Here is a 24455-nt window from a genome sequence, read left to right on the forward strand (position 1 = left end):
GGCCCCTGATACTTAAGGAAGCAGAGGATGGCCGAGCTGACCATCTCGACGGAGGAGATCCGCGGCGCCCTGGAGCGCTACGTCTCCTCCTACTCGACCGACGTCTCCCGCGAGGAGGTCGGCACCGTCGCCGACACCGGCGACGGCATCGCCCACGTCGAGGGACTCCCCTCGACCATGACCAACGAGCTCCTGGAGTTCGAGGACGGCACGCTCGGCGTGGCGCTGAACCTCGACGTCCGGGAGATCGGTGTCGTCGTTCTCGGTGACTCCGGCAAGCTGGAGGAGGGGCAGCGCGTCAAGCGCACCGGCCGGGTGCTCTCCGTGCCGGTCGGCGACGCCTTCCTCGGCCGCGTGGTCAACGCGCTCGGCCAGCCGATCGACGGGCTCGGTGACATCGCCGACGAGGGCTTCCGCGAGCTGGAGCTCCAGGCCCCGAACGTGATGTCCCGGCAGTCCGTCGACGAGCCGCTGCAGACCGGTATCAAGGCGATCGACGCGATGACCCCGATCGGTCGGGGCCAGCGGCAGTTGATCATCGGTGACCGGAAGACCGGTAAGACCACGGTCGCCCTGGACACCATCATCAACCAGCGGGACAACTGGCGCTCCGGCGACCCGAAGAAGCAGGTCCGCTGCATCTACGTCGCCATCGGCCAGAAGGCCTCCACGGTCGCCTCGATCAAGGGCATCCTGGAGGACGCGGGCGCGCTGGAATACACCACCATCGTCGCCTCGCCGGCCTCCGACCCGGCCGGCTTCAAGTACCTCGCCCCGTACACCGGCTCGTCCATCGGGCAGCACTGGATGTACGGCGGCAAGCACGTCCTGATCGTCTTCGACGACCTGAGCAAGCAGGCCGAGGCGTACCGGGCCGTGTCGCTGCTGCTGCGTCGCCCGCCGGGCCGTGAGGCGTACCCGGGTGACGTCTTCTACCTGCACTCCCGCCTGCTGGAGCGCTGCGCGAAGCTCTCCGACGAGCTGGGTGGCGGCTCGATGACCGGCCTGCCGATCATCGAGACGAAGGCCAACGACATCTCGGCCTTCATCCCGACCAACGTCATCTCCATCACCGACGGCCAGATCTTCCTGGAGACCGACCTGTTCAACCAGGGCGTCCGGCCGGCCATCAACGTCGGCACCTCGGTCTCCCGGGTCGGTGGCGCCGCGCAGGTGAAGCCGATGCGGAAGGTCGCCGGTTCGCTGCGGCTCAACCTGGCCCAGTTCCGTGAGCTGGAGGCGTTCGCCGCCTTCGCCTCCGACCTGGACAAGGCGTCCCGCGCCCAGCTCGACCGCGGTTCCCGCCTGGTCGAGCTGCTCAAGCAGCCGAACTACTCGCCGTTCCCGGTGCAGGAGCAGGTCGTCTCGGTCTGGGCCGGCACCGAGGGCAAGCTGGACGACATCCCGGTCGGTGACGTCCGCCGCTTCGAGGCGGAGTTCCTCCAGTACCTGCGGCACAAGCACGAGGGTGTCCTCGCGACGATCGCCGACAACAAGTGGGGCGACGAGGTGACCGCCACCCTCGACCAGGCCATCGCGAGCTTCAAGCAGACGTTCCTGGGCAAGGAGGACGAGCCCCGGATCAACGAGGCCCCGGCCAAGCCGCTGGAGGGCGAGGAGAACCGCGAGACGGTGACCCGCTACCGCGACAACGCCGAGAAGCAGTAGGGCTGACGCATGGCGGCCCAGGTACGCGTTCTTCGTCAACGGATTCGCTCGGCGAAGGGGATGAAGAAGATCACCAAGGCGATGGAGCTCGTGGCGACGAGCCGGATCGCCAAGGCCCAGGCCCGGGTGCAGGCGTCCCTGCCGTACGCCCAGGCCATCACCGGGGTGCTCACCGCGCTGGCGTCCAACGCGCGGATCGACCACCCGCTGCTCACCCCGCGCGAGCGGGTTCGGCGGGCGGGCGTCCTGCTGGTGACCTCCGACCGTGGTCTGGCCGGCGGCTACAGCTCCAATGCGATCAAGACGGCCCAGTCGCTGATCGCCCGGCTGCGGGACGAGGGCAAGGAGCCCGTGCTCTACGTCATCGGCCGCAAGGGCGTCGGGTTCTACCGGTTCCGCGACTGGCCGATCGAGGCGAACTGGACGGGCTTCTCGGAGCAGCCGACGTTCGCCGACGCCCGCGAGGTGGGTGAGACGCTGATCAAGGCGTTCACCGCCGGCGCGGACGACACGGACAGCCACCCGGGGGCGGACGGGGTGCTCGGGATCGACGAGTTGCACATCGTCTACACCGAGTTCCACTCGCTGATGACCCAGACCCCGGTCGCCAAGGTCATCGGTCCGATGCAGGTCGAGGACCGGCCGCGCTCCGAGGGGCTGCTGCCGGCGTACGAGTTCGAGCCGGAGGCGGAGTCGCTGCTCGACGCGCTGCTGCCGAAGTACATCAACACGCGGATCTACGCGGCGTTGCTGGAGTCGGCGGCGAGCGAGTCGGCGGCCCGTCGGCGGGCGATGAAGAGCGCCACCGACAACGCCGAAGACATGATCGAGAAGTACACGCGTGAGATGAACTCGGCCCGGCAGGCCGGGATCACCCAGGAGATCAGCGAGATCGTCGGCGGCGCGAACGCGCTGGCCGCGTCGGGAAGTGAAGTGTGATGACTGCCCCAGTAGAGACCAAGACGGCCACGGGTCGCGTGGTCCGGGTCATCGGCCCGGTCGTCGACGCCGAGTTCCCGCGCGACGGCATGCCGGCCCTGTTCAACGCCCTGCACGTCAACGTGACCCTCTCCGGCGGTGAGAAGACGCTGACCCTGGAGGTCGCCCAGCACCTGGGTGACAACCTGATCCGCGCCATCTCGATGCAGCCGACCGACGGCCTGGTCCGGGGCGCCGAGGTGCGCGACACCGGCCTGCCGATCACCGTCCCGGTGGGCGACGCGGTCAAGGGCCACGTCTTCAACGCCATCGGCGAGTGCCTCAACCTCACCGAGGGCGAGACGCTGAACGCGGACGACCGGTGGGGCATCCACCGCAAGGCCCCGGCCTTCGCGGACCTGGAGCCGAAGACCGAGATGCTGGAGACCGGCATCAAGGTCATCGACCTGCTCGCCCCGTACGTCAAGGGCGGCAAGATCGGCCTGTTCGGTGGCGCGGGCGTGGGCAAGACGGTGCTCATCCAGGAGATGATCACCCGAGTGGCCCGGAACTTCGGTGGTACGTCGGTCTTCGCCGGCGTGGGTGAGCGCACCCGTGAGGGCAACGACCTCATCGCCGAGATGACCGAGTCCGGCGTCATCGACAAGACCGCGCTGGTCTACGGCCAGATGGACGAGCCGCCGGGCACCCGGCTGCGGGTCGCGCTCTCCGCGCTCACCATGGCGGAGTACTTCCGTGACGTGCAGAAGCAGGAGGTGCTGCTCTTCATCGACAACATCTTCCGCTTCACCCAGGCCGGTTCCGAGGTCTCCACGCTGCTCGGCCGGATGCCGAGCGCCGTGGGTTACCAGCCGACCCTGGCCGACGAGATGGGCGAACTCCAGGAGCGGATCACCTCCGTCCGGGGCCAGGCCATCACCTCGATGCAGGCGATCTACGTGCCGGCGGACGACTACACCGACCCCGCTCCGGCCACCACGTTCGCCCACCTCGACGCGACCACCAACCTGGAGCGGTCGATCTCCGACAAGGGCATCTACCCGGCCGTGGACCCGCTGGCGTCCTCGTCCCGGATCCTCGCCCCGGAGTTCGTCGGCGAGGAGCACTTCGCGGTCGCCACCGAGGTCAAGCGGATCCTGCAGAAGTACAAGGACCTGCAGGACATCATCGCCATCCTCGGTATCGAGGAGCTTTCCGAGGAAGACAAGATCACCGTGCAGCGGGCGCGGCGGATCGAACGCTTCCTGTCGCAGAACACCTACGCCGCCGAGCAGTTCACCGGCGTGCCGGGTTCGACGGTCCCGATCGCGGAGACCATCGAGGCGTTCAAGAAGATCAGCGAGGGCGAGTACGACCACTTCCCCGAGCAGGCCTTCTTCATGTGCGGCGGTCTGGAGGACCTGGAGCGCAAGGCGAAGGAGCTGATGGCGGAGGGCTGACCCTCCGACAGGCGTCTGACGAAGGCCACCCCGGTTCGCCGGGGTGGCCTTCGCCCGTCGGGTGGCTGGTGGCCCTTCGCCCGTCGGGTGACCGCCGCCCTCCGGTCACGGGGGTGGCAGCCGGCCTTCGCCCGTCGGTTGGCTGGTCGCGCCGGCTGCCCGGTTGCCGGGTAACCGGTTCCCACCGCAGCGGGGTACCGTTTCGGGCGCGGCGCCCGCGACGGGCGCCGATCCGGTGCAACTTTTCGGCTGCGTGCGCCCGTCTCCTTGTCGTGGGCGCGACGAATGGAGATGCTCGTGGGTAAGGCCGGCAAGGGCGGCGGCAAGTCGTCCATCTGGTCGGGTGTGCCGCGCTGGGCCCGGACGTGCACCATCTTCGGGGTGGTGCTGATGGTGCTCAGCGGGGCGGTGCTGGTGGGCTACGAGGCGCTGCTGTCCCGCTACGAGGGCTCGGTGGGCAAGGCCGACCTCTTCGGCGACCAGGCGGCCGGGGCGCAGGAGCGTAAGAGCAACGTCAAGGGGCCGCTGAACATCCTCCTGGTGGGCATCGACCCCCGGAATCCGGAGACGCCGCCGCTGGCCGACTCGATCATGGTGCTGCACGTGCCGGAGTCGCTCGACCGGGCGTACATCTTCTCCATCCCGCGTGACCTGTACGTCGACATCCCGAAGTTCGACAAGGCGGGTTACCGGGGCGGCTCCGGCAAGATCAACGGGGCGATGTCGCACGGCAGCATCGTGCAGGGCGAGAACCCGAGCACGCCGCAGGGCTTCGAACTGCTCGCCAAGACCGTACAGAAGGTGATCGGGATCGACCGGTTCGACGCCGGCGCGATCATCAACTTCACCGGCTTCCAGAAGATCGTCGACGCGATGGGCGGCGTCGACATGTACATCGAGCGGGAGGTGCGCTCCGAGCACCGCGAGCCGGACGGCACGCACCGCAAGGGCAACCCGAACGGCGCGGGCTACATCGGCCCGCAGGCGGTGTACAAGAAGGGCGACCAGCACCTGAGCGGGTGGCAGGCGCTGGACTACGTCCGGCAGCGCTACCCGAAGAACGGCGTCCCCGACTCCGACTACGGCCGGCAGCGGCACCAGCAGCAGTTCATCAAGGCCATGGTCAACCAGGCGTTCAGCGCCGACGTGGTGACCAACCCGATCATGCTGGACCGGGTGATCCGGGCCGCCGGCCAGTCGCTCACCTTCAACGGCCGGGGCAGCAGCGTGGTCGACTTCGCCATCGCGCTCAAGGGCATCCGCTCGGAGAACGTCGAGCTGATCAAGCTGCCGGGGGAGGGGATCGGCACCGGTTCCGCCTACCGGGGCGAGCGGCTGCTCCCCGTCGCCGACGACTTCTTCGCCGCCCTCAGGGACGAGCAACTGGACGCCTTCATGCTGGAACACCCGGAGTTCCGCAACAAGGCCAAGTGACGCCCCGAGCACCCGCCGGGCCGGCTCCGCGCCGGCCCGGCACCGGCGTGTCGCCACCCGGGTGGTGCAGGTCTCGCCACCCGCGTTGGGTTGCTCCCGCCGGCGGGACTAGACTTTCGACAATCCGCCGCCGCAGCAAGGAGACAGCGTGGCACAGCAGCTTCACGTCGAGCTCGTAGCCGTCGAGGAGAAGGTCTGGTCCGGCGAGGCCGAGATGGTCGTCGCCCGGACGACCGAGGGCGAGCTGGGCGTGCTGCCCGGCCACGCGCCGCTGCTCGGCCAGCTCGCGGAGCCGAGCCAGGTCCGGATCAAGCAGGCCGGCGGTCAGCAGGTCGCCTACGACATCGCCGGCGGCTTCCTGTCGGTGACCGGTGAGGGCGTGACGGTCCTCGCCGAGAGCGCCACCCCGGCCACCCCGGCCCGCTGAGCCGACCCGCCGATGAGGATCGTGGAAGGGATCGGAATCGGTATCGCGGTGATCCTCGCCGCGCTCCTGATCCTCTTCCTCCGGCGGGCCCTGGTCACCCTCAGCGGGGGCATCATCCGGTTGAGCGTCCGGGTCACCACCGTCCTGGACGGCCGCGGCTGGTCCCCGGGCTTCGCCCGCTTCGTCGGCGACGAACTCCGGTGGTACCGGATGTTCAGCTTCGCGCTGCGGCCCAAGCGGGTGCTCTCCCGCAAGGAGCTGGTGGTGGAGCGGCGGCGCCTCGCCGAGGGGCAGGAACGCCTCTCCATGCCCGCCGACTGGGTGATCATCCGCTGTACCAGTCAGCATGCTCCGGTCGAGATCGCCATGGCGCGCTCCACGGTCACCGGTTTCCTCTCCTGGCTCGAGGCCGCCCCACCCGGGGCGGCCTCGCCGCGTCTGGCCTCCCAGGACTGGCCCGCCGCCTGACCCGCCGCGCCGTCAGCCTCCGGCGCGTACCGGGCGGCGACAGTGGTAGACCAGTGCCGGCGGCAGGTTCCCCCAGACCGTACGGCCCACCGTGACCTCGTCGAACACCCGCTCCAGCAGGCTGCGGAAGCGCCGGGCCGGCGGTGTCCACAGCGCGTGCCGGTAGGCGAACGTGGTGAACGCGCCCCCGTCGGCCAGCCCGGCCGCCACCGCGTCCAGCACGCTGCGCTGCCGGCCCTCGCGGAACGCCGCCCAGGGCAGGCCGCTGACCACCACGTCGGCGGACGGGTGCCGGCGCGCGGCCAACAGGCCACCGAGCGCCGCCGCGTCGCCGAGCACCACCTCCACCGTCGGGTACCGCCGCGCCACCCGCGCCGCGAAGCGCGGGTTGACCTCCAGCGCCAGGTGCCGACCCCGACCGCCGAGCCGGCGCTGGATGGCGTGGGTGAACGCGCCCGTACCCGGGCCCAGCTCGACCACCACCGGGTCCCCCGTGCGGGGCACCGCCGCCGTGATGTCGGCGGCCAGCCCCGGCCCGCTGGGGGCCACCGCGCCGACGGTGAACGGATGCCGGGAGAACTGGCTGAGGAACGTCCACGAATCGCTCATGCCGCCGAGGCTAGGAACGGCAGCCGGGACGCCGGATCGCTCCGGTGGCCGGTGGACCGGCCACCCGGAGGAGGTCGGGCGACCGCTGGGAGGACCGCCGTCGGTCGGGCGTTCCGTAGGGTTGGCCGGGTGAGAGGTGGACGCGCCTGGTGGCCGGAGCTGTTGCTCGGGCTGGTCGCGGCCGGGCTGGGGCTGGCCAGCAGTCTGAACAGCGTGACCCCGGGGGTCACCGACCGGGGCGTCAACGCGGTGCTCGCCGCGACCGCGGGGCTGGCCCTGGTGGGGGTGCGCCGGTGGCCCTGGCCGGTGCTGGTGCTGGAGATCGCGCTGATGCTGGCCGCGGTCCAGCTCGCGCCGTTCGGCACGGGAACCCCGCTGCTGTGCGCCGCGGCGGCGCTGGGGTTCGTCGCGTACCGGGCGGGCTGGCCGGCCACCGGCGCGGCCTTCGCGCTGTTCCTCGCGGTCGTGGTCTACACGGTGGTCGCCTCGGGCCCGCCGGCCGTGCTGGCCGGTGGTGCGGGTCTGCTCCGGCTGGCCATGCTGGTCGGGTCGTCGGCCGCGCCGGTCGCCTTCGGCCGCTACCTGCGGGGGCTGCGCAACGCCGCGATGGTGGCCGAGGAGCGGGCCCGGGACGCCGAGTCGCGGCAGGAGATGCAGACCCGGGCCGCCCGGCTCGCCGAGCGGGCCAGCATCGCCCGGGACCTGCACGACATCGTCGCCCACCACGTCGCGGCGATCGCCCTCCAGGCCGGGGCCGCCCAGTACGCCACCCGGCGGACCGGGCGGGTGGACGAGGCCGTGGCGGCGCTCGGCGACCTGCGGTCCACCGCCGGACGGGTGCTGGACGAGCTACGCGAGCTGCTGGAGGTGCTGCGTGACCCGGAGGCGATCGAGGGCGGCGCGCCGATGGTGGAGCCCGAGCAGATCATCACCGAGGCGCAGCGGCTGGTCCGGGCCGCCGGCCTGGCCGTGCGGGTCACCATCGACGACCGGGCGGCCAGCACACCGCTGGTGGTGCGTACCACCGCCGCCCGGGTGATCCAGGAGGCGCTGACCAACAGCCTCAAGCACGCCGGTGCGGGCGCGAGCGCCACCGTGGTCGTCCGGTCGGAGCCGGTCGGGCTGCTGGTCGAGGTGCGCGACAGCGGCCCGGAGCACCCCCGGCCCGGCCCGGTCCTGCCCTCGTCCGGGCACGGCCTGGCCGGGATGCGGGAGCGGGTGGGGCTGCTGGGCGGCACCCTGACCGCCGGCCCGACCCACGCCGGCGGGTGGCGGTTGCTGGCCCGGCTGCCGGTACGGGAGGCTCCGTGATCCGGGTGCTCGTGGTGGACGACCAGGCGCTGGTCCGGGCCGGCGTGGGCCTGCTGTTACGCACCGCCGGCGGTTTCGAGATCGTCGGCGAGGCGGGCGACGGTCACGAGGCGGTCCGTCTCACGGAGCGGTTGCGCCCCGACATCGTCCTGATGGATCTGCGGATGCCCCGGATGGACGGCATCGAGGCGACCCGCCGGATCCTCGGCCGGCAACCAGGGGTCCGGGTCGTGGTGCTGACCACCTTCGCCGACGACGCCGACGTCTACGGCGCGCTGGGCGCCGGGGCGATCGGTTACCTGGTGAAGGACGGCGCGCCCGAGGAGTTGATCGACGCCGTGGGCCGGGCGGCCCGGGGCGAGGCGCTGGTGGCACCGCCGGTGCTGGCCCGGATCGTCCGCCGGGCGATCGCCGCCCACAACCATGAGCTGCGGCCGGAGACCAGGGTGCCGCAGCCGGGGCTGCGGCTGCTCAGCCCCCGGGAGCGGGAGGTGCTGGCGCTGGTCGGCACCGGCCTGTCCAACGCGGAGATCGGTGCCCGCCTGCACCTGGGGGTCACCACGGTGAAGACCCATGTCTCGGCGGCGATGGAGAAGCTGGACCTGCGCAACCGGGTGCAGGCGGCGGTGGTGGCGCACCGGCTCGGACTGGTGGACGACGACTTCAACCCGGTGCCCACCCTGGCTGCTCCCTAGGCGCCGCGTCCGGACGTCGGCCGGGTTGACCGCCCCGACCCCCACCCAGCCGCTCGACAAAACCCGACATTCCGCCCGAAAACTCTCCGCCCGGCAATGGTATGCCGGGACACCGCTATGCCCCTGCGGCATAAATATGACAGAGCGGCATACCGCTTCGGAGTGAAGGTGTCCCCGTCGGCACGGCGCCCCGCCCCGTCGGCACGGCGCCCCGCCCACGAACGGCACAAAGCCCCACCCCGACGGCAGCGGGGTGCCCCACGTCGGTCGTCCATGGCGCGAGATCGACTGACCGCGCGGATCCACCGCTCGGGACAACCGGTAGCGGTTGGGTGGTCATCGCCCTAGGGGGCCGACCGGCCACCCGGAGGATCCGGCCCGGCCGCCGGGAGGACCGGCGGGGCCGGGTCGGTGCACCACGCTTGCTGACATGACCTTCGTGGATTCCCTGCTGGACCGCCTCGGCACCCTGCCGCCCGGGTACGTCCTGCTGATCGCGGCGGCGGTGCTCGCCGCCGAGGTGGGCCTGCTGGTCGGGGTGGTACTGCCGGCGGCGACCACGATGCTGACCGTCGGGCTGCTGGCCCGGGCCGGTCGGTTGGACCTCGGCGTGGCGCTCGCCGTCACCACCCTCGCGGCCTTCGTCGGGGACCAGCTCGGCTACCTGGAGGGCCGACTGTTCGGGCCCCGGCTGCGTGCCGGCCGGCTGGGGCGGTGGGTCGGCGAGCACCGCTGGCGGCGGGCCGAGGCGCTGATCGCCGCCAGGGGCGGTACGGCGGTGCTGCTCGGCCGGTGGACCGCGTTCGTGCGTACCCTGGTGCCCCGGGTGGCCGGCGCGGCCGGGTTGCCGTACCCCCGGTTCGTGTTCTTCGACGGGGTCGCGGTGCTGGTCTGGGTACCCGGCACGGTGCTGCTCGGCTGGGCGGCCGGCGCGGCGTCCGCCGGGCTGCCGTCCGCTGCCGCGGTGGTGCTGGTCGCGGCCGTCGCGGTCGCGCTGACCGTACGCCGGGTTCGTCGTCGGCGGGCTCCGGTCCGGCGCTGTTCCGGGGCGGCCCGGTCGGGTCGGCCACCGCGATGGCGGGTGCCCGGTTCCCGGCGGCCGGGTGCCGGGCGGAGCGCCCCGACCCGCCGGGGCGCGCTGGACCGGTCCTGACCCGCGCGCCGGCCCACGTACTGACCCGCGCGCCGGCCCACGTCCTGTCCCACCTGTCAGCCCACGTCCTGTCCGACCTGCCAGCTCCCGGCGGTGCCGGTCAGTCGGTCCCGGCGACCAGTTCGACCTCGTAGCCCTGCTGGTCGGTGAGGTAGCCGGCGTACGTGTCGGGGCCGCCGGCGTGCGGGTGGCGGTCGGGGAAGAGCAGCGTCCAGCCGTGGGCCGGGGCGGCGGCGACCAGCCGGTCCACCGCGGCGGGCGGACCGCCGTGGAACGCCAGGTGGTTGAGCCCGGGGGCGAGCCGGTCGTGGATCCGCCCGGTGAGCGCGGGCGACTGCTCCATGACCAGGTACGTCGGGCCGAGCCGCCAGGACCGCCCGGCCGGCCAGTCCTGGTACGGCGTCCAGCCGAGTTCACCGAGCAGCCAGCCCCAACTCCGCTTCGCGGCGTCGAGATCGGGTACCCAGAGCTCGACGTGGTGCAGCGCGCCGGCGCTCAGCGCTTGCCGCCCGGCACCCATAGCACATCGCCGGCCGGATTTGCCGTTCTTGACAGGATGAACAGCAGGTCGGAGAGCCGGTTGAGATACTTTGCCGGAAGGGGGCTGGTGCGATCCGGATCGTGGGCGACCAGGGCCCAGGCCGCCCGTTCGGCGCGCCGGGCGATCGTCCGTGCCACGTGTAGCAGCGCCGCGCCCGCGGTGCCGCCGGGGAGGATGAAGGAGTCGAGCTTGCTCAGGCGCCCGTTGTACTCGTCGCACCAGCCTTCGAGGCGCTCCACGTACTCCTCGGTGACCCGCAGCGGCGGGTACTCCGGGTCCGGCTCGACGGGGGTGGCCAGGTCGGCGCCGACGTCGAACAGGTCGTTCTGGATCGACTCCAGCACGGCCCGCAGCTCGTCGTCGAGCTGCCCGAGGGCGAGCGCCACGCCGATCGCGGCGTTGCACTCGTCGACATCCGCGTACGCGGCGATCCGCGGATCGGTCTTCGGCACCTGCTCGTTGTTGCTCAGCCTGGTCATGCCGGCGTCGCCGGCCCTGGTGTAGATGCGCGTGAGGTGGACGGCCATGACGCACAGCCTACGGATACCTGACCTGACGATCCCGGCCCGGCCGGAGCCGGCCGGCTGGCCGGCGGGGGTGGGGCCGGGTGACGCCGGTGACCCGGCGGTCGACGACGTCGACGTCATCCGGGTGGGCGGGGACGCCCGCCTGGCCGGCACGGTGCACGTGGTCGGCGCGAAGAACTCGGCGCTCAAGTTGATGGCGGCGGCGCTGCTCGCGCCGGGGCGCAGCGTGATCACCAACGTCCCCCGGATCACCGACATCGCGATCATGGGCGAGGTGCTGCGCCGGCTCGGGTGCGGGGTGCGGTTCGAGGCGGACGACCCGGTGGACCCGATGGTCGCGCACGGCGGGCTGGCCCGGTCCCGCTCGGTCGTCATCGACGTGCCCGAACGGCCCGGTACGGAGGCCGACTACGACCTGGTCCGCCGGTTGCGGGCGTCGATCTGCGTGCTCGGCCCGCTGCTGGCCCGCCGGGGGTACGTGCGGGTCGCCCACCCGGGCGGCGACGCCATCGGCTCCCGGGGCCTGGACATGCACATCGCCGGGCTGGCCCGGATGGGCGCGGAGATCTCCGGTGAGCACGGCTTCGTCATCGCCGCCGCCCCGGACGGCCTGCACGGCGCGGAGATCGTGCTGGACTTCCCGAGCGTGGGCGCCACCGAGAACCTGGTGATGGCGGCGGTTCTGGCCCGGGGCGCGACGGTGATCGACAACGCGGCCCGGGAACCGGAGATCGTCGACATCTGCACCATGCTCAACCGGATGGGTGCCCGGATCTCCGGCTGCGGCAGCTCCACCCTGCGGATCGTCGGGGTGTCCGAGCTGCGTCCGGTACGGCACGCCACGGTGGGGGACCGGATCGTCGCCGGCACCTGGGCCTTCGGCGCGGCGATGACCCGGGGGGACGTCACGGTCACCGGGATCGACCCGGCGTACCTGGAGGTCGCGCTGGACAAGCTGGTGGCGGCCGGCGCGCTGGTGGAGACCCGGGGCGACGCCTTCCGGGTACGCGCCGACGACCGGCCGTCCGCCGTCGACGTGGTCACCCTGCCGTACCCCGGTTTCGCCACCGATCTGCTGCCGATGGCGATCGGGCTCGCCGCGGTGAGCGACGGCGCGTCCCTGATCACCGAGAACATCTTCGACGGCCGGTTCATGTTCGCCAACGAGATGATGCGTCTCGGCGCGGACATCAAGACCGACGGCCACCACGCCGTGGTCCGGGGCCGGGACCGGTTCTCCGGTGCCCCGGTGCGGGCCACCGACATCCGGGCCGGCGCCGGTCTGATCATCGCGGGGCTCTGCGCGGACGGGGTCACCGAGGTCTCCCACGTGCACCACGTCGACCGGGGCTACCCCGACTTCGTGGCCGACCTGCGGGCGCTCGGCGTCGAGGTGGAGCGGGGCACCACCCCGGAGGCGCCCGACCTGACCATCTGAGTCGGTCCATTCGCGGGGCGACCGGGCCGGTCGTCCCGCCGAGGCGCGTACGAGGGGCTTAGCCGTCGTTCAGGCTCGCCGACTAGGGTGCTGTCAGACACTCACACGCAGCGAGGGAGAAGCAGATGGCGGGTCGACTCGCGGTCGTCGGGGCCGGGCTGATGGGCTCCGGCATCGCCCAGGTGGCGGCGCAGGCGGGCTGGCAGGTGACCCTGCGGGACGTGGACGACGCGGCCACCACGCGGGGCCTCGACGGCATCCGCAGGTCGCTGGCGAAGTTCGCCGAGAAGGGGAAGATCGACCCGTCCGAGGTGGAGGCGACCCTGGGCCGGATCACCCCGACCACCGAGCTGGAGGCGGCGGCCGACGCGGACATCGTGGTCGAGGCGGTCTTCGAGAAGATCGAGATCAAGCACGAGGTGTTCCGCGCGCTGGACAAGATCTGCAAGTCCGACGCGGTGCTGGCCACCAACACCTCGGCCATCCCGGTGACCCAGATCGCCACGGTGACCGAGCGGCCGGAGGCGGTCGTCGGCACCCACTTCTTCTCGCCGGTGCCGATGATGAAGCTCTGCGAGCTGGTGCGGGGCTACAAGACCAGCGACGGGACCATCGCCACCGCGAAGGCGTTCGCCGAGGGGATCGGCAAGACGGTCGTGGTGGTCAACCGGGACATCGCCGGTTTCGTCACCACCCGGCTGATCTGCGCGCTGGCCATGGAGGCGGTGAAGCTGGTCGAGTCCGGGGTGATGTCGGCAGAGGACCTGGACACCGCCTGCAAGCTGGGCTTCGGTCACGCCATGGGCCCGCTCGCCACGGTCGACCTGACCGGCGTGGACGTGCTGCTGAACGCGACGAAGAACATCTATACCGACACCGCCGACGAGAAGTTCTTCCCGCCGGAGCTGCTCCAGCGGATGGCCACCGCCGGCGACCTGGGCCGCAAGACCGGCCAGGGCTTCTACTCGTACTGACTCCCGTCGCTGGGCAGGTTCGCAATCCCGCCGAGGTAGCGGTGTCGCCATTGAGCAGACACCGCTACCTCGGCGAGACGCATTTGACCATGGCCGACCCCGGACCGGCGCGGACGGGACGGGGTGGGGCGGTGGGGCGGGCGCGGTGGGTCAGCCGTCGCGCTTGGTGGTCCAGCGGAAGGTGGTCAGGCAGAGGACCAGGCCGATGACGCACCAGAGCGCGAGCACCAGGGCGACCCGACCCAGCTCGAAGGAGCCGCCGGGCTCCTGGGCGCCGAAGCTGTCCGGCAGGAACACCGCCCGCAGCCCCTGGCACATCCACTTCAGTGGGAAGAGCGCCGCGACCTGCTGCATCCAGGCGGGCAGGTCGGTGAAGACGAAGAACACCCCGGAGACGAACTGGAGCACCAGGGAGACCGGGGTGACCACGGCCGAACCGCTGCGCGCGGTGCGGGCCAGCGACGAGATGGCGATGCCGCACAGGGTGCAGGCGGTCACCCCGAGCACCGCGACCCAGCCGAAGGTGAACCACCTGCCGGCGGTGCCGGGCAGGTCGAGGTCGAACAGGGCCACGGCGACGACCAGCAGCAGCGCGGTCTCGGCGACGCCGATCGCCACCACCATGAGCACCTTGCCGGCGAACCAGACCCACTTCGGCATCGGGGTGCCCCGGTAGCGCTTGAGCACGCCCCGGTCCCGCTCGATCGGGATCCAGATGCCGAGGTTCTGGAAGCTCACCGTCATCAGGCCGGTGGCGATCATGCCGGTGATGAAGTACTGGGTGAACTTCACCCCGCCGCCGATCGTCCCGTCGAAGATCGACGCGAAGATCAGGATCATGATGATCGGGAAGCCCATCGTGAAGACGACGGACTCCCGGCTGCGCAGGAACTGGGTGATCTCCAGTCGGCCCTGCCGCAGGGCGAGCGCGCCCGGCCCGATCCGCCGGGCCGGGTGGGCGGCGACCGGGGCCGCCGGCTTCGTGGTGGTGGTCATCAGTGTCCGATCATGCTCAGGTAGACGTCTTCCAGGGTCGGCCGGGTCACCGTGAGACCGGGCACCTCACCGCCGAAGCGCGCGGCCAGCTCCGCCACCAGGGCCGTCGGCGTCGCGCTCTGCGCCGTCTCCGGCGTCCCGTCCGGGGTACGCCAGGAGACCGTCGCCAGGGCGTCCTGCCGGTTGCCGAGCCGGTTCGGCGGGGCCACCTCGACGACCCGCCCGGCGGCGATCACCCCGACCCGGTCGGCCAGGGACTCGGCCTCGTCCAGGTAGTGGGTGGTGAGCACGATGGTGGTGCCGGCGGCGGCCAGGTCCCGGATCAGCTCCCAGAACTCGCGCCGGGCCTCCGGATCGAAACCGGTGGTCGGCTCGTCGAGGAAGAGCAGCTCGGGGCGGCCGATGATGCCCAGCGCCACGTCGAGCCGGCGCTTCTGCCCGCCAGAGAGGGTGTGCGTGCGGGCCTTCGCCTTGGCCCCCAGCCCGACCCGCTCGACGACCTTGTCCGGGTCGTCGGCCCCGGGGTAGAAGCCGGAGAAGTGCCGGACCACCTCGGCGACGGTCAGTTCGTCGAACTCGCCGGTGCCCTGGAGCACGATGCCGACCCGGGACCGCCAGTCCGCCGCCGGCCGGGCCGGGTCGCTGCCGAGTACGCGCACCTCGCCGGCGTCGCGCCGCCGGTAGCCCTCCAGGATCTCCACGGTGGTGGTCTTGCCCGCGCCGTTCGGGCCGAGCAGGGCGAACACCTCGCCCCGGCGGACGTCCAGGTCCACCCCCGCCACCGCGACGTTGTCGCCGTACGCCTTGCGCAGTCCCCGTACGGAGATCGCGAGCTCGTCATCCATGACGTCCAGTGTGCGACCTGCGGGCCGGTGCCGGCTGCCCGGGGGTGTGGTGGTGTCCGCCATGCCGCGCCGGCTGTGCCCGGTGGTCCGCTCCATGGACCTGTGTGGTTTTCCACAGCCCGTTTTACTGAACGGTAACTTAAACTCCGGCCATGGACGAGAAGGCTCTCCCGGGCCGGCTGCCGGAGCGCGACCGCCCCTGGGTGATGCGCACGTACGCCGGGCACTCCTCCGCCGCGGCCACCAACGCCCTCTTCCGCCGCAACCTGGCCAAGGGGCAGACCGGCCTCTCGGTCGCCTTCGACCTGCCCACCCAGACCGGCTACGACCCGGACCACGAACTGGCCGCCGGCGAGGTCGGCCGGGTCGGGGTGCCGGTGGCCCACCTGGGCGACATGCGGGCCCTCTTCGACGGCCTGCCGCTCGCCGGGATGAACACCTCGATGACGATCAACGCGCCGGCGATGTGGCTGCTCGGCCTCTACGGCACCGTCGCCACCGAGCAGGGCGCCGAGCTGGCCCGCTGCGCCGGGACGACGCAGAACGACATCATCAAGGAGTACCTGTCCCGGGGGACGTACATCTTCCCGCCGGCGGCGTCGCTGCGGCTGACCGCCGACGTCATCGCGTACACCCTGGGCGAGATGCCCCGGTGGAACCCGGTCAACATCTGCTCGTACCACCTCCAGGAGGCCGGCGCGACGCCGGTGCAGGAGGTCGGCTTCGCCCTCGCGACCGCCGTCGCCGTGCTCGACGCCGTGCGCGACTCCGAGCAGGTGCCCGCCGAGCGGATGGGCGACGTCGTCCAGCGGATCTCCTTCTTCGTCAACGCCGGGGTGCGCTTCGTCGAGGAGATCGCCAAGATGCGCGCCTTCGGCGCGCTCTGGGACGAGATCACCCGCGAGCGCTACGGCGTGCGGGACCCGAAGCAGCGCCGGTTCCGCTACGGCGTGCAGGTCAACTCGCTCGGCCTGACCGAGGCCCAGCCGGAGAACAACATCCAGCGCATCGTGCTGGAGATGCTCGGCGTCACCTTCTCCCGGGACGCCCGGGCCCGCGCGGTGCAGCTACCCGCCTGGAACGAGGCGCTCGGCCTGCCCCGCCCCTGGGACCAGCAGTGGTCGCTGCGGATGCAGCAGGTGCTGGCGTACGAGTCGGACCTGCTGGAGTACCCCGACCTGTTCGCCGGCTCGCACGTGATGACCGCGCTGGTCGACGGGATCGTCACCGGGGCGCGGGTCGAGCTGGCGAAGGTGCTGGAGCTGGGCGGCGTGGTGGCCGCCGTGGAGACCGGCTACCTCAAGAGCGCGTTGGTCGGCTCGCTGGCCGAGCGCCGGCGCCGGCTGGAGTCCGGCGCCGACGTGGTGGTCGGCGTCAACCGGTTCACCGAGACCGAGCCGTCCCCACTGACCGCCGCCGGTGCCCAGGCCGTCGAGCGGGTCGACCCGGCCGTCGAGACGGCCGCCACCGCCGCCGTACGCGAATGGCGGGCCGGGCGGGACGCGGCGGCGGTGGACGCGGCACTGGCCCGGCTCCGCGCGGACGCCGCGACCACGACGAACCTGATGCCGGCGACGCTGGCCTGCGTGCGGGCCGGGGTGACCACCGGCGAGTGGGCGGGCACGCTGCGGCAGGTCTTCGGCGAGTACCGGGCGCCGACCGGGCTGACCGGGGCGGCCGGGGCCGGCGGGGACGCCACCCTGGCGGCGGTCCGGGAGCGGGTCGCCGCCACGGCCCGGGAGCTGGGCAGCGGCCGGCTGCGGCTGCTGGTCGGCAAGCCCGGCCTGGACGGGCACTCCAACGGCGCGGAACAGATCGCGGTACGGGCCCGTGACGCCGGCTTCGAGGTGGTCTACCAGGGCATCCGGCTGACCGCCGGGCAGATCGTCGCCGCCGCCGTGGAAGAGGACGTCGACCTGGTCGGCCTCTCCGTGCTCTCCGGCTCGCACCTGGCGGCCGTGCCGGCGGTGCTGGACGGGCTGCGCGCCGCCGGCCGGGGAGACCTGCCGGTGGTGGTCGGCGGCATCATCCCCGCCGGGGACGCCGACGCGCTGCGCGCCGCCGGGGTGGCCCGGGTCTTCACCCCGAAGGACTTCGCCCTCACCGGCATCATCGACGAGCTGGTCACCGTGATCCGGGAGGGCAACGGCCTGGTCTGACGTGGCGGGGTCCGGGAGGGCGGCGGCCTGATCTGATGCGGCGGGGCCGGGAGGGCGGGCTGGCCTGATGTGGCGGGTCCGGGAGGGCGGCGGCCTGGCCTGATGCGGTGGGGTCCGGGAGGGCGGCGGCCTGGCCTGATGCGGCGGGGCCCGGGAGCACGGCGGCCTGATCTGATGCGGCGGGGCCCGCCACGCGGCGGGCCCCCTGCGCTCAGCGGCTCTGGTATGTCATGCAGTCGGCCATGTCGTTGTCCGGGCCGACGGTGATCGCCGGGGCGCGGCACTCCAGCTCGGAGTTGTGCTGGCAGTCCGCCCGGCTGCACGCGCCCACCTGCGCGATGAGCTGGTCGATCCCGCCGCGCACCGGCAACTCCACGAACGTGTGGCAGTGGGCGTGGTCGCTGCTGCCGATCGTGATGGCGAACGCGTGGCAGTCGTTGGTGTGGTTGTAGGCGCAGGACGACGCGGCGCACTCCTGCACGCGGGGCATCTCCATCGCTGCGGTCATGGCGACCTCCCTCTCGGCTTATGCCCCGATATTAGGCATTTGAGAGGGTGCCGTGTTCGACTTCCGCCGGCCGTCACCCACAGACCCGCCAGGCGCCGTCCTCCTTGAGCAGCGTGAACACCTGGGTACGCGTACCGCCGCCGTCGGTGGTCAGCCGCACCGTCACGGTGCCCCGGACCAGGCCGTTCGTGTTGTTGACGTGCACGCCGTCGACGTCGTACCCGACCAGCCGGGGCTGGGTCGTCTGCCGCTGGGCGAACTCCGCCGCCGTGGTCCGCTCCCGCTCCCGCGCGCAGAGCTGGTCGTACGCCCGCTGGTGGTCGCCGGCCCGCACGGCGTCCAGGTACGTGGTGGTGGCCTCGCGGACCGGCGTCAGCGTGTCCTTCGCCGCCCCGTAGATGAACCAACCACCGACCGCGCCGCCGACACAGCAGACCGCCAACACGATGCCGACGACGACGAGGACCGTCCGGAGGGTGCGGTTGCCGCGCGGGGCGGCCGGGATCGGCTGGTAGGTCATGGGCCGCAGGCTAAGACCCGCGCGCAACGCCCGTGCGGGTCAGGGCGCTCGACCCGCCCACCCCGGCCGCGATGGCCGGCCCCGACGGGCCGTGGCACGACGCCGGTGGGAGCTGGGGCGCTGGTCCCGGTCGCGACCGCCGGTGGGGCTGTGGTCGATCCGCCGTCCGTGTGGGGTCGCTGTCGCTGTCCGGGATTGGGAGAGCAGAGACCCGAGTTGAGGTCAGCCCTGCTCCGCGAACGGGTCGCCGCGCACCACGTCCGCCTGTTGGCCGGCGAGCCTGGTCGGATCCAGTAGTCCGACGAACGGGCCGCTGCCCACCAGGCCCCTGTCGGTTGGTCGCCGGGTCGTCGCGGTGGCTGTCGTTCGTTACGCCGCACCGGTCACCCGCCGCGTCGTTCCGGGTGGCCCCCGTTCGCTATGCCTCACCGGTCACTCGGCGGTTGTTCCGGGTAGCCCTTCGCTAAGCCTCACCGATCAATGGCCGGGTCGTCGCGGTGGCTGTCGTTCGTTACGCCGCACCGGTCGCCCGTCGCGTCGTTCCGGGTAGCCCTCGACCCGCCTGCCGGTCAGGAGGAAGGCGGCCGGCACCGGCTCATGCCTGAGCAACTCGAACGATCATGTCGCGCTGCCTCCCTTCGGGTGCGTTTGTTGCTGCGATGGCGACAACAGATGCACCCGAACCGGCGGATGCCTGTGGTGTAACCCGTTTCGGTGGCGGCATGCGCGCCCCGTTCGGTGATTTATGTACGTTTTGTGGCGGGTGGCGGGTGGCGGGTGGCGGGTGGCGGGTGGCGGGTGGCGGGTGGCGGGGTGGCGGGTGGCGTGGGCGTGCGCTTTTCCTGAGCGTGGGCGTGGGCCTGGGCGTGGGTCGGGGTCGGCGTCGGGTCGGTTGTCCGTTGTTGGGGCCGGTGCGCGGTTCCGGGTGACCGGCGGCACGCTGGTGGCGGAATGGTGGCGGGCCCCCGGTGGTTACACCTCGGTACGACCGCAGCAGCGGCCCCGGGCCGGCGGGAATGTCGGTGGCTGGCGGGTCGTTGTGCATGGTCCCGGCAACGCGAGCCCCCGCTCGCCGCGCGACCCCCAGCGAGCCCGCTGGCGCGTGTCGGCCCCAGCCGGTGATCTTCTGAGTCTTTTCCCCGTGTTGTTTCCTGAGTGCCCTGTTGTGGTGCTTACGCCCCTGGTGCCCGGCCCCCTCTTTCCTGTCGGGCACTGTCGGCCTTCGGGCCGGTGGTGGGTGTCGTCCCCCTATGAAGGAGCCCTCGATGAACACGACGATTCTGCGTAAGAGTGTGCTCGGTATTGCTGGTCTGGCTTTCGCTGGTGGTCTCGCCGCCGGTCCGCTGAACCACACCACCACGACCGCCCCCACGGTCGACGCCAAGCCCGTCGCCGTGGCCGTGCAGGCCGACAAGCCCGACGCCGCGAAGCTGATCCCGCACGGCACGCAGGGTGCCCAGTCGCGGATCGACCTGAACGACGAGCAGACCGCCAACGTGAAGGCGATCGTCGCCGCCACCAAGAAGTCCGGCCTCAACGAGCGGGCCGCGGTGATCTCTGTCGGTACCGCCCTGCAGGAGTCGAAGCTGGAGAACCTGGGCCACCTCGGCGACCGTAACGACCACGACTCGCTGGGCCTGTTCCAGCAGCGCCCCTCCTCCGGCTGGGGCACCCCCGAGCAGATCACCGATCCGGTCTACTCGACCATGGCGTTCCAGAAGGGCCTCAAGCAGGTCGACGGCTGGCGGGACATGCCGCTGACCGAGGCCGCCCAGACGGTGCAGGTGTCGGCGTACCCGGACGCGTACGCGCAGTGGGAGCAGCAGGCCGCCGACCTCGTCGCCCAGCACTGGAACGGCTGACGTTCACCGATCACGACCAGCAGACTGGCCGGCACCCCGAACCGGGGTGCCGGCCAGCGGCGTCTCGGCTGCTGCCCGGACGAGACCGGGCGTACCCGGAAGGTCAGACGGGGGCAGGCCGGGCGTACCTGGAGGATCGGACGGGGGCGTACCTGGGAGGTCAGACCCGGTAGCCGGCGGCGCGGGCGGCCTCCCGCTCCCGGCGGCGCTCCCGGCGTCGGCGCAGGAACCACACGACGAATGCCACCAGGCCGAGCGCGAACGCCAGTACCAGCACCGGCAGGATGATCGCCACCAGGGACATCACCACGCTGGTGGCGTCCTCGGCGGTGCTGGCGACCGGGGCTCCGAAACCCGCCGTGGTCGCGTTGACCACCGGCCGGGCCGCCGACTTGAGCAGGTGCACACCGAGGGCGATGACCACGCCGGTCACCACCGGCACCCACTGGTGCGAGGTGAAGAACCCGCCCGGGTCGCTGACCGTCACCGTCTCCGAGCCCGCGCCCGCCCCGAAGGCCAGGCCACCCGCCGTCGGGCGGATGACCGTCTGCACCACGTCGTTGACGTGGTCGACCACCGGCACCTTGTCGGCGACCACCTCGACCGCGAGGAGCACCGCCAGGATCAGCAGGGTCCACCCGTTGCCCAGCCACTGCCAGCCGCTGGGCAGGTCGATCAGGCTGGTGTAACGGGCGAGCACGCCCATGGTGAGCAGGGGGATGTAGGCGTTCAGGCCCGCCGACGCGGCGAGCCCGGTACCGGTGAGGACTTCGAACACCGTCTCAGCATCGCACCGGCACGCCAGTGCCGCTCGACGGCGACGGGCCGGTCCTCGGCTAGTCTCGTCGGGTGCGGCTGGTGATTGCGAAGTGCTCGGTGGACTACGTCGGACGGCTCTCGGCTCATCTGCCGCCGGCCACCCGACTGCTCATGGTGAAGGCGGACGGGTCGGTGTCGATCCACGCCGACGACCGGGCGTACAAGCCGTTGAACTGGATGAGCCCGCCCTGTCGGCTGGAAGAGGCACCCGGCGTGTGGCGGGTCGTCAACAAGGCCGGCGAGGAACTGCGGATCACCCTGGAGGAGGTCTTCCAGGACACCTCGTACGAGCTGGGCGTCGATCCGGGGCTGCGCAAGGACGGCGTCGAGGCGCACCTCCAGGAGTTGCTGGCGGCCAACCCGGGGGCGCTCGGCGAGGGCTTCACCCTGGTCCGGCGCGAGTACATGACCGCGATCGGCCCGGTCGACCTGCTCTGCCGCGACGCCAACTCCGGCGCGGTCGCCGTCGAGGTCAAACGGCGCGGCGAGATCGACGGGGTGGAGCAGCTCACCCGCTACCTCGAACTGATGAACCGGGACCCGCTGCTCGCCCCGGTCACCGGTGTCTTCGTCGCTCAGGAGATCAAGCCGCAGGCCCGGGTGCTCGCCACCGACCGGGGGATCCGCTGCGTGGTCGTCAACTACGACAAGCTGCGCGGCATCGAGCGCGACGAGCTGACCCTGTTCTGACAGCCGGCCACCCGTCGTCGGGCGAGGCGTGCCCCAAGCCGCGCCGCCCCGCGGCATCGCCTCGCTGGCCGGCGAGGACGCCACCCCGCCCCGCCCCCTCGACAGGGACGGGCGTGCCCCGACCGGGCCGCATCGCGGGCGTGCTCAACGGCGGCCGTACATCAGCTTGGCGGCCTGGACGATGCGGGCCACGTCGGCCGGGGTCCGCTCGAACGTCATCGAGGGCAGCAGTGACCGGGCCCGCCGCTTGGTGATCGACTTGGCCCGGCCGAACTCGCGTAGCCCGTCCTCGCCGTGGATCCGGCCGAACCCGGAGTCGCCCACCCCGCCGAACGGCAGCGTGGACATCCCGGCGAAGGTGAGCGTCGAGTTGACCGAGGCCATCCCCGAGCGCAGCCGTCGGGCGATCGCCACCGCGTCGCGGCGGCCGAAGACCGCACCACCCAGGCCGTACGACAGAGCGTTGGCCCGGCGTACGGCCTCGTCGGCGTCGGGTACCCGGGTGACGGTCAGCGTCGGCCCGAAGGTCTCCTCGCGGACGGCGGCCGAGGACTCGGGGACGTCCACCAGCACGGTCGGGTGCACGTACGGCGGCTGCACGGCGGCGGGCCCGCCCAGCGCCGCCCGACCGCCGGCGGCGATCGCGTCGTCGATGTGCCGGCGGATCACCTCGATCTGGCTGGGCATGGTGATCGGGCCGATGTCGGCCCCGTCCGCGCCGACGGTGAGCCGCTCGGCGCGGGCGACCACCTTGCCGACGAAGGCGTCGAAGACCGGGTCGACCGCGTAGACCCGTTCGATGCCGATGCAGGTCTGGCCGGCGTTGGTCAGCGCGCCCCAGACGCAGGCCTCGGCGGCGGCGTCCAGGTCGGCGTCCGCGTCGACGATCATGGCGTCCTTGCCGCCGGCCTCGATCAGCACCGGGGTCAGGGATTCGGCGCAGGCCGCCATCACCTTTCTGGCAGTGGCGGTGGAGCCGGTGAAGGCGAGCTTGTCGACGCCTGACCGGCAGAGCGCCGCGCCGACGTCGCCGAGGCCGTGCACGGCGGTGAACACGGGCTGCTCCGGCACCACCTCGGCGAAGGTGTCGACCAGCCACTGCCCGACCGCCGGGGTGTACTCGCTGGGCTTGAGGACGACCGCGTTGCCGGCGGCGAGCGCGTACGCGGCGGAGCCGATCGGGGTGAAGACCGGATAGTTCCACGGGCCGATCACGCCGACCACCCCGTGCGGCTGGTATTCGAGGTGGCCGGAGAACTCGGCGAGGATCAGCCGGGAGCGGACCCGGCGCGGCCCCAGCACCCGGCGGGCGTTGCGGGCCGCCCAGTCGACGTGCTCGATGGCGGTGAGGATCTCGACGACCGCGTCGCCGACCGGCTTGCCGCCCTCGACGTGCACCAGCTCGGCGAGCTGCTCGATCCGGCGGGCGAGCAGGGCACGCCAGCGCAGCAGCCGTTCCCGGCGGCCGGTGAAGCCGAGAGCGGCCCACCACTCGCCGGCGGCCCGGGCGCGGGCCACCGCGCGGGCGACGTCCTCGGCGGTGGCGACCGGGAGGCTGCCGGCCTCCGCGCCGGTGGCCGGGCTGGTCGACACCAGCCGGCCGTCGGAGATGACCGGGGTGCCCGGGACATGCACAGCCGTCATGGCGGAAGTCTAGACCCGGAAGCTACCGGCCGGTAGGTCCCGGTGGTGGTTGCCGGCGGGTCCGGGCCGCCGCCTGTTTGGTGGAGCGGAGTTGTCCTTGAGGCGTCGCGGAGGTGACCGGGCGGGTGGTGAGGTGGTCACGCGGAGCTGGCAGGCTGGGCCGCGGGGCGACGGTGGGTGGGGAGCTGACTGTCCATGGAGGATCATCCGGAACTGATGCCGCTGCTGACGGTGGCCGGCGGGCCGATGCGTGGGGCGCGTTTCCGCGTCAGCCCACGGCCGCAGGTGATCGGCCGGGCGCCGACCGCCGACATCGCGGTGGCCGATCCGCACCTGAGCCGGCGGCACGCCGAGGTGCGGCTGACGACGGCCGGGGTGACCCTGGTCGACCTGGGCTCCACCAACGGGACCTGGCTCAACGACCGGCGGATCACCGGCGTCGAGTCGCTCACCGACGGCGACGTCATCCGGCTGGGCCGTACCGAGCTGCGCTACTTCGACCCGGGCCTGGCCACCACCGACCCGGTCGGGCTGAGCTTCGCCGGGGGCATCGGCGGTGGCCGCCGGGACTACCGCCCGACCCTGCCGCTGCCGACCCGGGCCGCCGGGCCGCCCGACAGCAGGCCGACCACCACTCCGGTGCCGGCCCCGGTCGGCGTCGACGGCCGCTGATCCGGCCCCGCTAGGCGGGACGGCGGGTGATCCGGCCCCGTCCCACCCGGTGACCGGCGAGAACCGCGCCGACCCCGCAGACCCTGGCGGTCACTGAGCAGGACGCCCTGGGCGGCA

The 24455-nt window shown here is 72.3% G+C and carries 24 protein-coding genes; 15 read left to right on the forward strand and 9 right to left on the reverse strand.

Annotation, left to right across the window (positions count from 1 at the left end):
- Window positions 1–27: 27 nt before the first annotated feature.
- From atpA to ACIQG9_RS21045, 6 genes are all read left to right on the forward strand, one after another.
- Window positions 28–1668, forward strand: coding sequence for a F0F1 ATP synthase subunit alpha (gene atpA / locus ACIQG9_RS21020; protein ID WP_400404832.1), 1641 nt, complete (start codon window positions 28–30; stop codon window positions 1666–1668).
- A gap of 9 nt (window positions 1669–1677) precedes the next feature.
- Window positions 1678–2607, forward strand: a complete 930-nt coding sequence (locus ACIQG9_RS21025; RefSeq protein WP_400404835.1) for a F0F1 ATP synthase subunit gamma — start codon at window positions 1678–1680, stop codon at window positions 2605–2607.
- Window positions 2607–4046: a F0F1 ATP synthase subunit beta gene (gene atpD, locus ACIQG9_RS21030; RefSeq protein WP_400404837.1), complete on the forward strand. Its 1440-nt coding sequence runs from the start codon at window positions 2607–2609 to the stop codon at window positions 4044–4046. The genes ACIQG9_RS21025 and atpD overlap by 1 nt, the downstream gene beginning before the upstream one ends.
- 291 nt (window positions 4047–4337) lie before the next feature.
- A complete protein-coding gene (locus ACIQG9_RS21035; RefSeq protein WP_400404839.1) occupies window positions 4338–5480 on the forward strand; it encodes an LCP family protein in 1143 nt (380 codons plus the stop codon).
- Between the two features lie 148 nt (window positions 5481–5628).
- Window positions 5629–5907: a F0F1 ATP synthase subunit epsilon gene (locus ACIQG9_RS21040; RefSeq protein ID WP_400404841.1), complete on the forward strand. Its 279-nt coding sequence runs from the start codon at window positions 5629–5631 to the stop codon at window positions 5905–5907.
- A gap of 12 nt (window positions 5908–5919) precedes the next feature.
- Window positions 5920–6375, forward strand: coding sequence for a DUF2550 domain-containing protein (locus ACIQG9_RS21045; RefSeq protein WP_400404843.1), 456 nt, complete (start codon window positions 5920–5922; stop codon window positions 6373–6375).
- A 12-nt stretch (window positions 6376–6387) separates the two neighbouring features.
- On the opposite strand, the gene ACIQG9_RS21050 is transcribed toward ACIQG9_RS21045, so the two are convergent.
- Window positions 6388–6984 carry a class I SAM-dependent methyltransferase gene (locus tag ACIQG9_RS21050; protein WP_400404846.1) on the reverse strand — a complete coding sequence of 199 codons (597 nt, stop codon included), beginning with the start codon at window positions 6982–6984 and terminating at the stop codon, window positions 6388–6390.
- Between the two features lie 129 nt (window positions 6985–7113).
- On the opposite strand from ACIQG9_RS21050, the gene ACIQG9_RS21055 reads away from it, so the two are divergent.
- The 3 genes from ACIQG9_RS21055 (at window position 7114) to ACIQG9_RS21065 (ending at window position 10143) form a co-directional block, all read left to right on the forward strand.
- Window positions 7114–8295 carry a sensor histidine kinase gene (locus tag ACIQG9_RS21055; RefSeq protein ID WP_400404848.1) on the forward strand — a complete coding sequence of 394 codons (1182 nt, stop codon included), beginning with the start codon at window positions 7114–7116 and terminating at the stop codon, window positions 8293–8295.
- Window positions 8292–8990 (forward strand): response regulator, encoded by a 699-nt coding sequence (locus tag ACIQG9_RS21060; protein WP_400404851.1) that lies wholly within the window; start codon window positions 8292–8294, stop codon window positions 8988–8990. Before ACIQG9_RS21055 ends, ACIQG9_RS21060 begins: the two co-directional genes overlap by 4 nt.
- Window positions 8991–9420: 430 nt before the next feature.
- Window positions 9421–10143: a DedA family protein gene (locus ACIQG9_RS21065; protein WP_400404853.1), complete on the forward strand. Its 723-nt coding sequence runs from the start codon at window positions 9421–9423 to the stop codon at window positions 10141–10143.
- 100 nt (window positions 10144–10243) lie between these two features.
- Here the strand turns inward: ACIQG9_RS21065 and ACIQG9_RS21070 are convergent, their stop codons facing one another.
- Entirely contained in the window at window positions 10244–10663 is a 420-nt protein-coding gene (locus ACIQG9_RS21070) for a VOC family protein (protein WP_400404856.1), read from the reverse strand.
- Window positions 10639–11211 carry a cob(I)yrinic acid a,c-diamide adenosyltransferase gene (locus ACIQG9_RS21075; protein ID WP_400404859.1) on the reverse strand — a complete coding sequence of 191 codons (573 nt, stop codon included), beginning with the start codon at window positions 11209–11211 and terminating at the stop codon, window positions 10639–10641. The genes ACIQG9_RS21070 and ACIQG9_RS21075 overlap by 25 nt, the downstream gene beginning before the upstream one ends.
- Between ACIQG9_RS21075 and murA the strand changes: the two genes are divergently transcribed.
- Both murA and ACIQG9_RS21085 read left to right on the forward strand, forming a co-directional pair.
- Window positions 11210–12649 (forward strand): UDP-N-acetylglucosamine 1-carboxyvinyltransferase, encoded by a 1440-nt coding sequence (gene murA / locus ACIQG9_RS21080; protein WP_400404862.1) that lies wholly within the window; start codon window positions 11210–11212, stop codon window positions 12647–12649. The genes ACIQG9_RS21075 and murA overlap by 2 nt on opposite strands.
- Window positions 12650–12774: 125 nt before the next feature.
- On the forward strand, window positions 12775–13623 hold the full coding sequence (locus ACIQG9_RS21085; RefSeq protein ID WP_400404865.1) for a 3-hydroxyacyl-CoA dehydrogenase family protein: 849 nt from the start codon (window positions 12775–12777) through the stop codon (window positions 13621–13623).
- A gap of 150 nt (window positions 13624–13773) precedes the next feature.
- Here ACIQG9_RS21085 and ACIQG9_RS21090 read toward each other — a convergent pair whose 3' ends face one another.
- Entirely contained in the window at window positions 13774–14619 is an 846-nt protein-coding gene (locus ACIQG9_RS21090; RefSeq protein ID WP_400404868.1) for an ABC transporter permease, read from the reverse strand.
- Window positions 14619–15464, reverse strand: a complete 846-nt coding sequence (locus ACIQG9_RS21095) for an ABC transporter ATP-binding protein (protein ID WP_400404869.1) — start codon at window positions 15462–15464, stop codon at window positions 14619–14621. The genes ACIQG9_RS21090 and ACIQG9_RS21095 overlap by 1 nt, the downstream gene beginning before the upstream one ends.
- Window positions 15465–15616: 152 nt before the next feature.
- On the opposite strand from ACIQG9_RS21095, the gene ACIQG9_RS21100 reads away from it, so the two are divergent.
- Window positions 15617–17623, forward strand: a complete 2007-nt coding sequence (locus ACIQG9_RS21100; RefSeq protein WP_400404871.1) for a protein meaA — start codon at window positions 15617–15619, stop codon at window positions 17621–17623.
- A gap of 211 nt (window positions 17624–17834) precedes the next feature.
- Here ACIQG9_RS21100 and ACIQG9_RS21105 read toward each other — a convergent pair whose 3' ends face one another.
- Window positions 17835–18131 (reverse strand): DUF1540 domain-containing protein, encoded by a 297-nt coding sequence (locus ACIQG9_RS21105; protein ID WP_400404874.1) that lies wholly within the window; start codon window positions 18129–18131, stop codon window positions 17835–17837.
- A 73-nt stretch (window positions 18132–18204) separates the two neighbouring features.
- The gene (locus ACIQG9_RS21110; protein WP_400404876.1) at window positions 18205–18651 is read right to left on the reverse strand and encodes a hypothetical protein; all 447 of its coding nucleotides are present in this window, start codon (window positions 18649–18651) and stop codon (window positions 18205–18207) included.
- 1265 nt (window positions 18652–19916) lie between these two features.
- Here ACIQG9_RS21110 and ACIQG9_RS21115 point away from each other — a divergent pair.
- Window positions 19917–20513: a hypothetical protein gene (locus ACIQG9_RS21115; RefSeq protein WP_400404878.1), complete on the forward strand. Its 597-nt coding sequence runs from the start codon at window positions 19917–19919 to the stop codon at window positions 20511–20513.
- A gap of 160 nt (window positions 20514–20673) precedes the next feature.
- Here ACIQG9_RS21115 and ACIQG9_RS21120 read toward each other — a convergent pair whose 3' ends face one another.
- On the reverse strand, window positions 20674–21291 hold the full coding sequence (locus ACIQG9_RS21120) for a DUF4126 domain-containing protein (protein WP_400404880.1): 618 nt from the start codon (window positions 21289–21291) through the stop codon (window positions 20674–20676).
- A 71-nt stretch (window positions 21292–21362) separates the two neighbouring features.
- Here ACIQG9_RS21120 and nucS point away from each other — a divergent pair, with 71 nt between their 5' ends.
- On the forward strand, window positions 21363–22022 hold the full coding sequence (gene nucS / locus ACIQG9_RS21125) for an endonuclease NucS (RefSeq protein WP_400404882.1): 660 nt from the start codon (window positions 21363–21365) through the stop codon (window positions 22020–22022).
- Between the two features lie 144 nt (window positions 22023–22166).
- Here nucS and ACIQG9_RS21130 read toward each other — a convergent pair whose 3' ends face one another.
- On the reverse strand, window positions 22167–23666 hold the full coding sequence (locus ACIQG9_RS21130) for an aldehyde dehydrogenase family protein (RefSeq protein WP_400404885.1): 1500 nt from the start codon (window positions 23664–23666) through the stop codon (window positions 22167–22169).
- A 195-nt stretch (window positions 23667–23861) separates the two neighbouring features.
- Between ACIQG9_RS21130 and ACIQG9_RS21135 the strand changes: the two genes are divergently transcribed.
- On the forward strand, window positions 23862–24338 hold the full coding sequence (locus ACIQG9_RS21135; RefSeq protein WP_400404887.1) for an FHA domain-containing protein: 477 nt from the start codon (window positions 23862–23864) through the stop codon (window positions 24336–24338).
- Window positions 24339–24455 lie beyond the last annotated feature (117 nt).

It is taken from the genome of Micromonospora sp. NPDC092111, from assembly GCF_044755745.1.
Classification (GTDB): Bacteria; Actinomycetota; Actinomycetes; order Mycobacteriales; family Micromonosporaceae; genus Micromonospora.

Bases quoted from the DNA above. Each gene is read 5' to 3' on its own strand.
- atpD (WP_400404837.1), top strand. From the start codon at position 2,607: ATGACTGCCCCAGTAGAGACCAAGACGGCCACGGGTCGCGTGGTCCGG.
- ACIQG9_RS21130 (WP_400404885.1), bottom strand. From the start codon at position 23,666: ATGACGGCTGTGCATGTCCCGGGCACCCCGGTCATCTCCGACGGCCGG.
- ACIQG9_RS21045 (WP_400404843.1), top strand. From the start codon at position 5,920: ATGAGGATCGTGGAAGGGATCGGAATCGGTATCGCGGTGATCCTCGCC.
- ACIQG9_RS21105 (WP_400404874.1), bottom strand. From the start codon at position 18,131: ATGACCGCAGCGATGGAGATGCCCCGCGTGCAGGAGTGCGCCGCGTCG.
- ACIQG9_RS21135 (WP_400404887.1), top strand. From the start codon at position 23,862: ATGGAGGATCATCCGGAACTGATGCCGCTGCTGACGGTGGCCGGCGGG.
- ACIQG9_RS21025 (WP_400404835.1), top strand. From the start codon at position 1,678: ATGGCGGCCCAGGTACGCGTTCTTCGTCAACGGATTCGCTCGGCGAAG.
- ACIQG9_RS21070 (WP_400404856.1), bottom strand. From the start codon at position 10,663: ATGGGTGCCGGGCGGCAAGCGCTGAGCGCCGGCGCGCTGCACCACGTC.
- ACIQG9_RS21035 (WP_400404839.1), top strand. From the start codon at position 4,338: ATGCTCGTGGGTAAGGCCGGCAAGGGCGGCGGCAAGTCGTCCATCTGG.
- atpA (WP_400404832.1), top strand. From the start codon at position 28: ATGGCCGAGCTGACCATCTCGACGGAGGAGATCCGCGGCGCCCTGGAG.
- ACIQG9_RS21065 (WP_400404853.1), top strand. From the start codon at position 9,421: ATGACCTTCGTGGATTCCCTGCTGGACCGCCTCGGCACCCTGCCGCCC.
- ACIQG9_RS21110 (WP_400404876.1), bottom strand. From the start codon at position 18,651: ATGACCTACCAGCCGATCCCGGCCGCCCCGCGCGGCAACCGCACCCTC.
- murA (WP_400404862.1), top strand. From the start codon at position 11,210: ATGACGCACAGCCTACGGATACCTGACCTGACGATCCCGGCCCGGCCG.
- ACIQG9_RS21075 (WP_400404859.1), bottom strand. From the start codon at position 11,211: ATGGCCGTCCACCTCACGCGCATCTACACCAGGGCCGGCGACGCCGGC.
- ACIQG9_RS21115 (WP_400404878.1), top strand. From the start codon at position 19,917: ATGAACACGACGATTCTGCGTAAGAGTGTGCTCGGTATTGCTGGTCTG.
- ACIQG9_RS21050 (WP_400404846.1), bottom strand. From the start codon at position 6,984: ATGAGCGATTCGTGGACGTTCCTCAGCCAGTTCTCCCGGCATCCGTTC.
- ACIQG9_RS21085 (WP_400404865.1), top strand. From the start codon at position 12,775: ATGGCGGGTCGACTCGCGGTCGTCGGGGCCGGGCTGATGGGCTCCGGC.
- ACIQG9_RS21090 (WP_400404868.1), bottom strand. From the start codon at position 14,619: ATGACCACCACCACGAAGCCGGCGGCCCCGGTCGCCGCCCACCCGGCC.
- ACIQG9_RS21095 (WP_400404869.1), bottom strand. From the start codon at position 15,464: ATGGATGACGAGCTCGCGATCTCCGTACGGGGACTGCGCAAGGCGTAC.
- ACIQG9_RS21100 (WP_400404871.1), top strand. From the start codon at position 15,617: ATGGACGAGAAGGCTCTCCCGGGCCGGCTGCCGGAGCGCGACCGCCCC.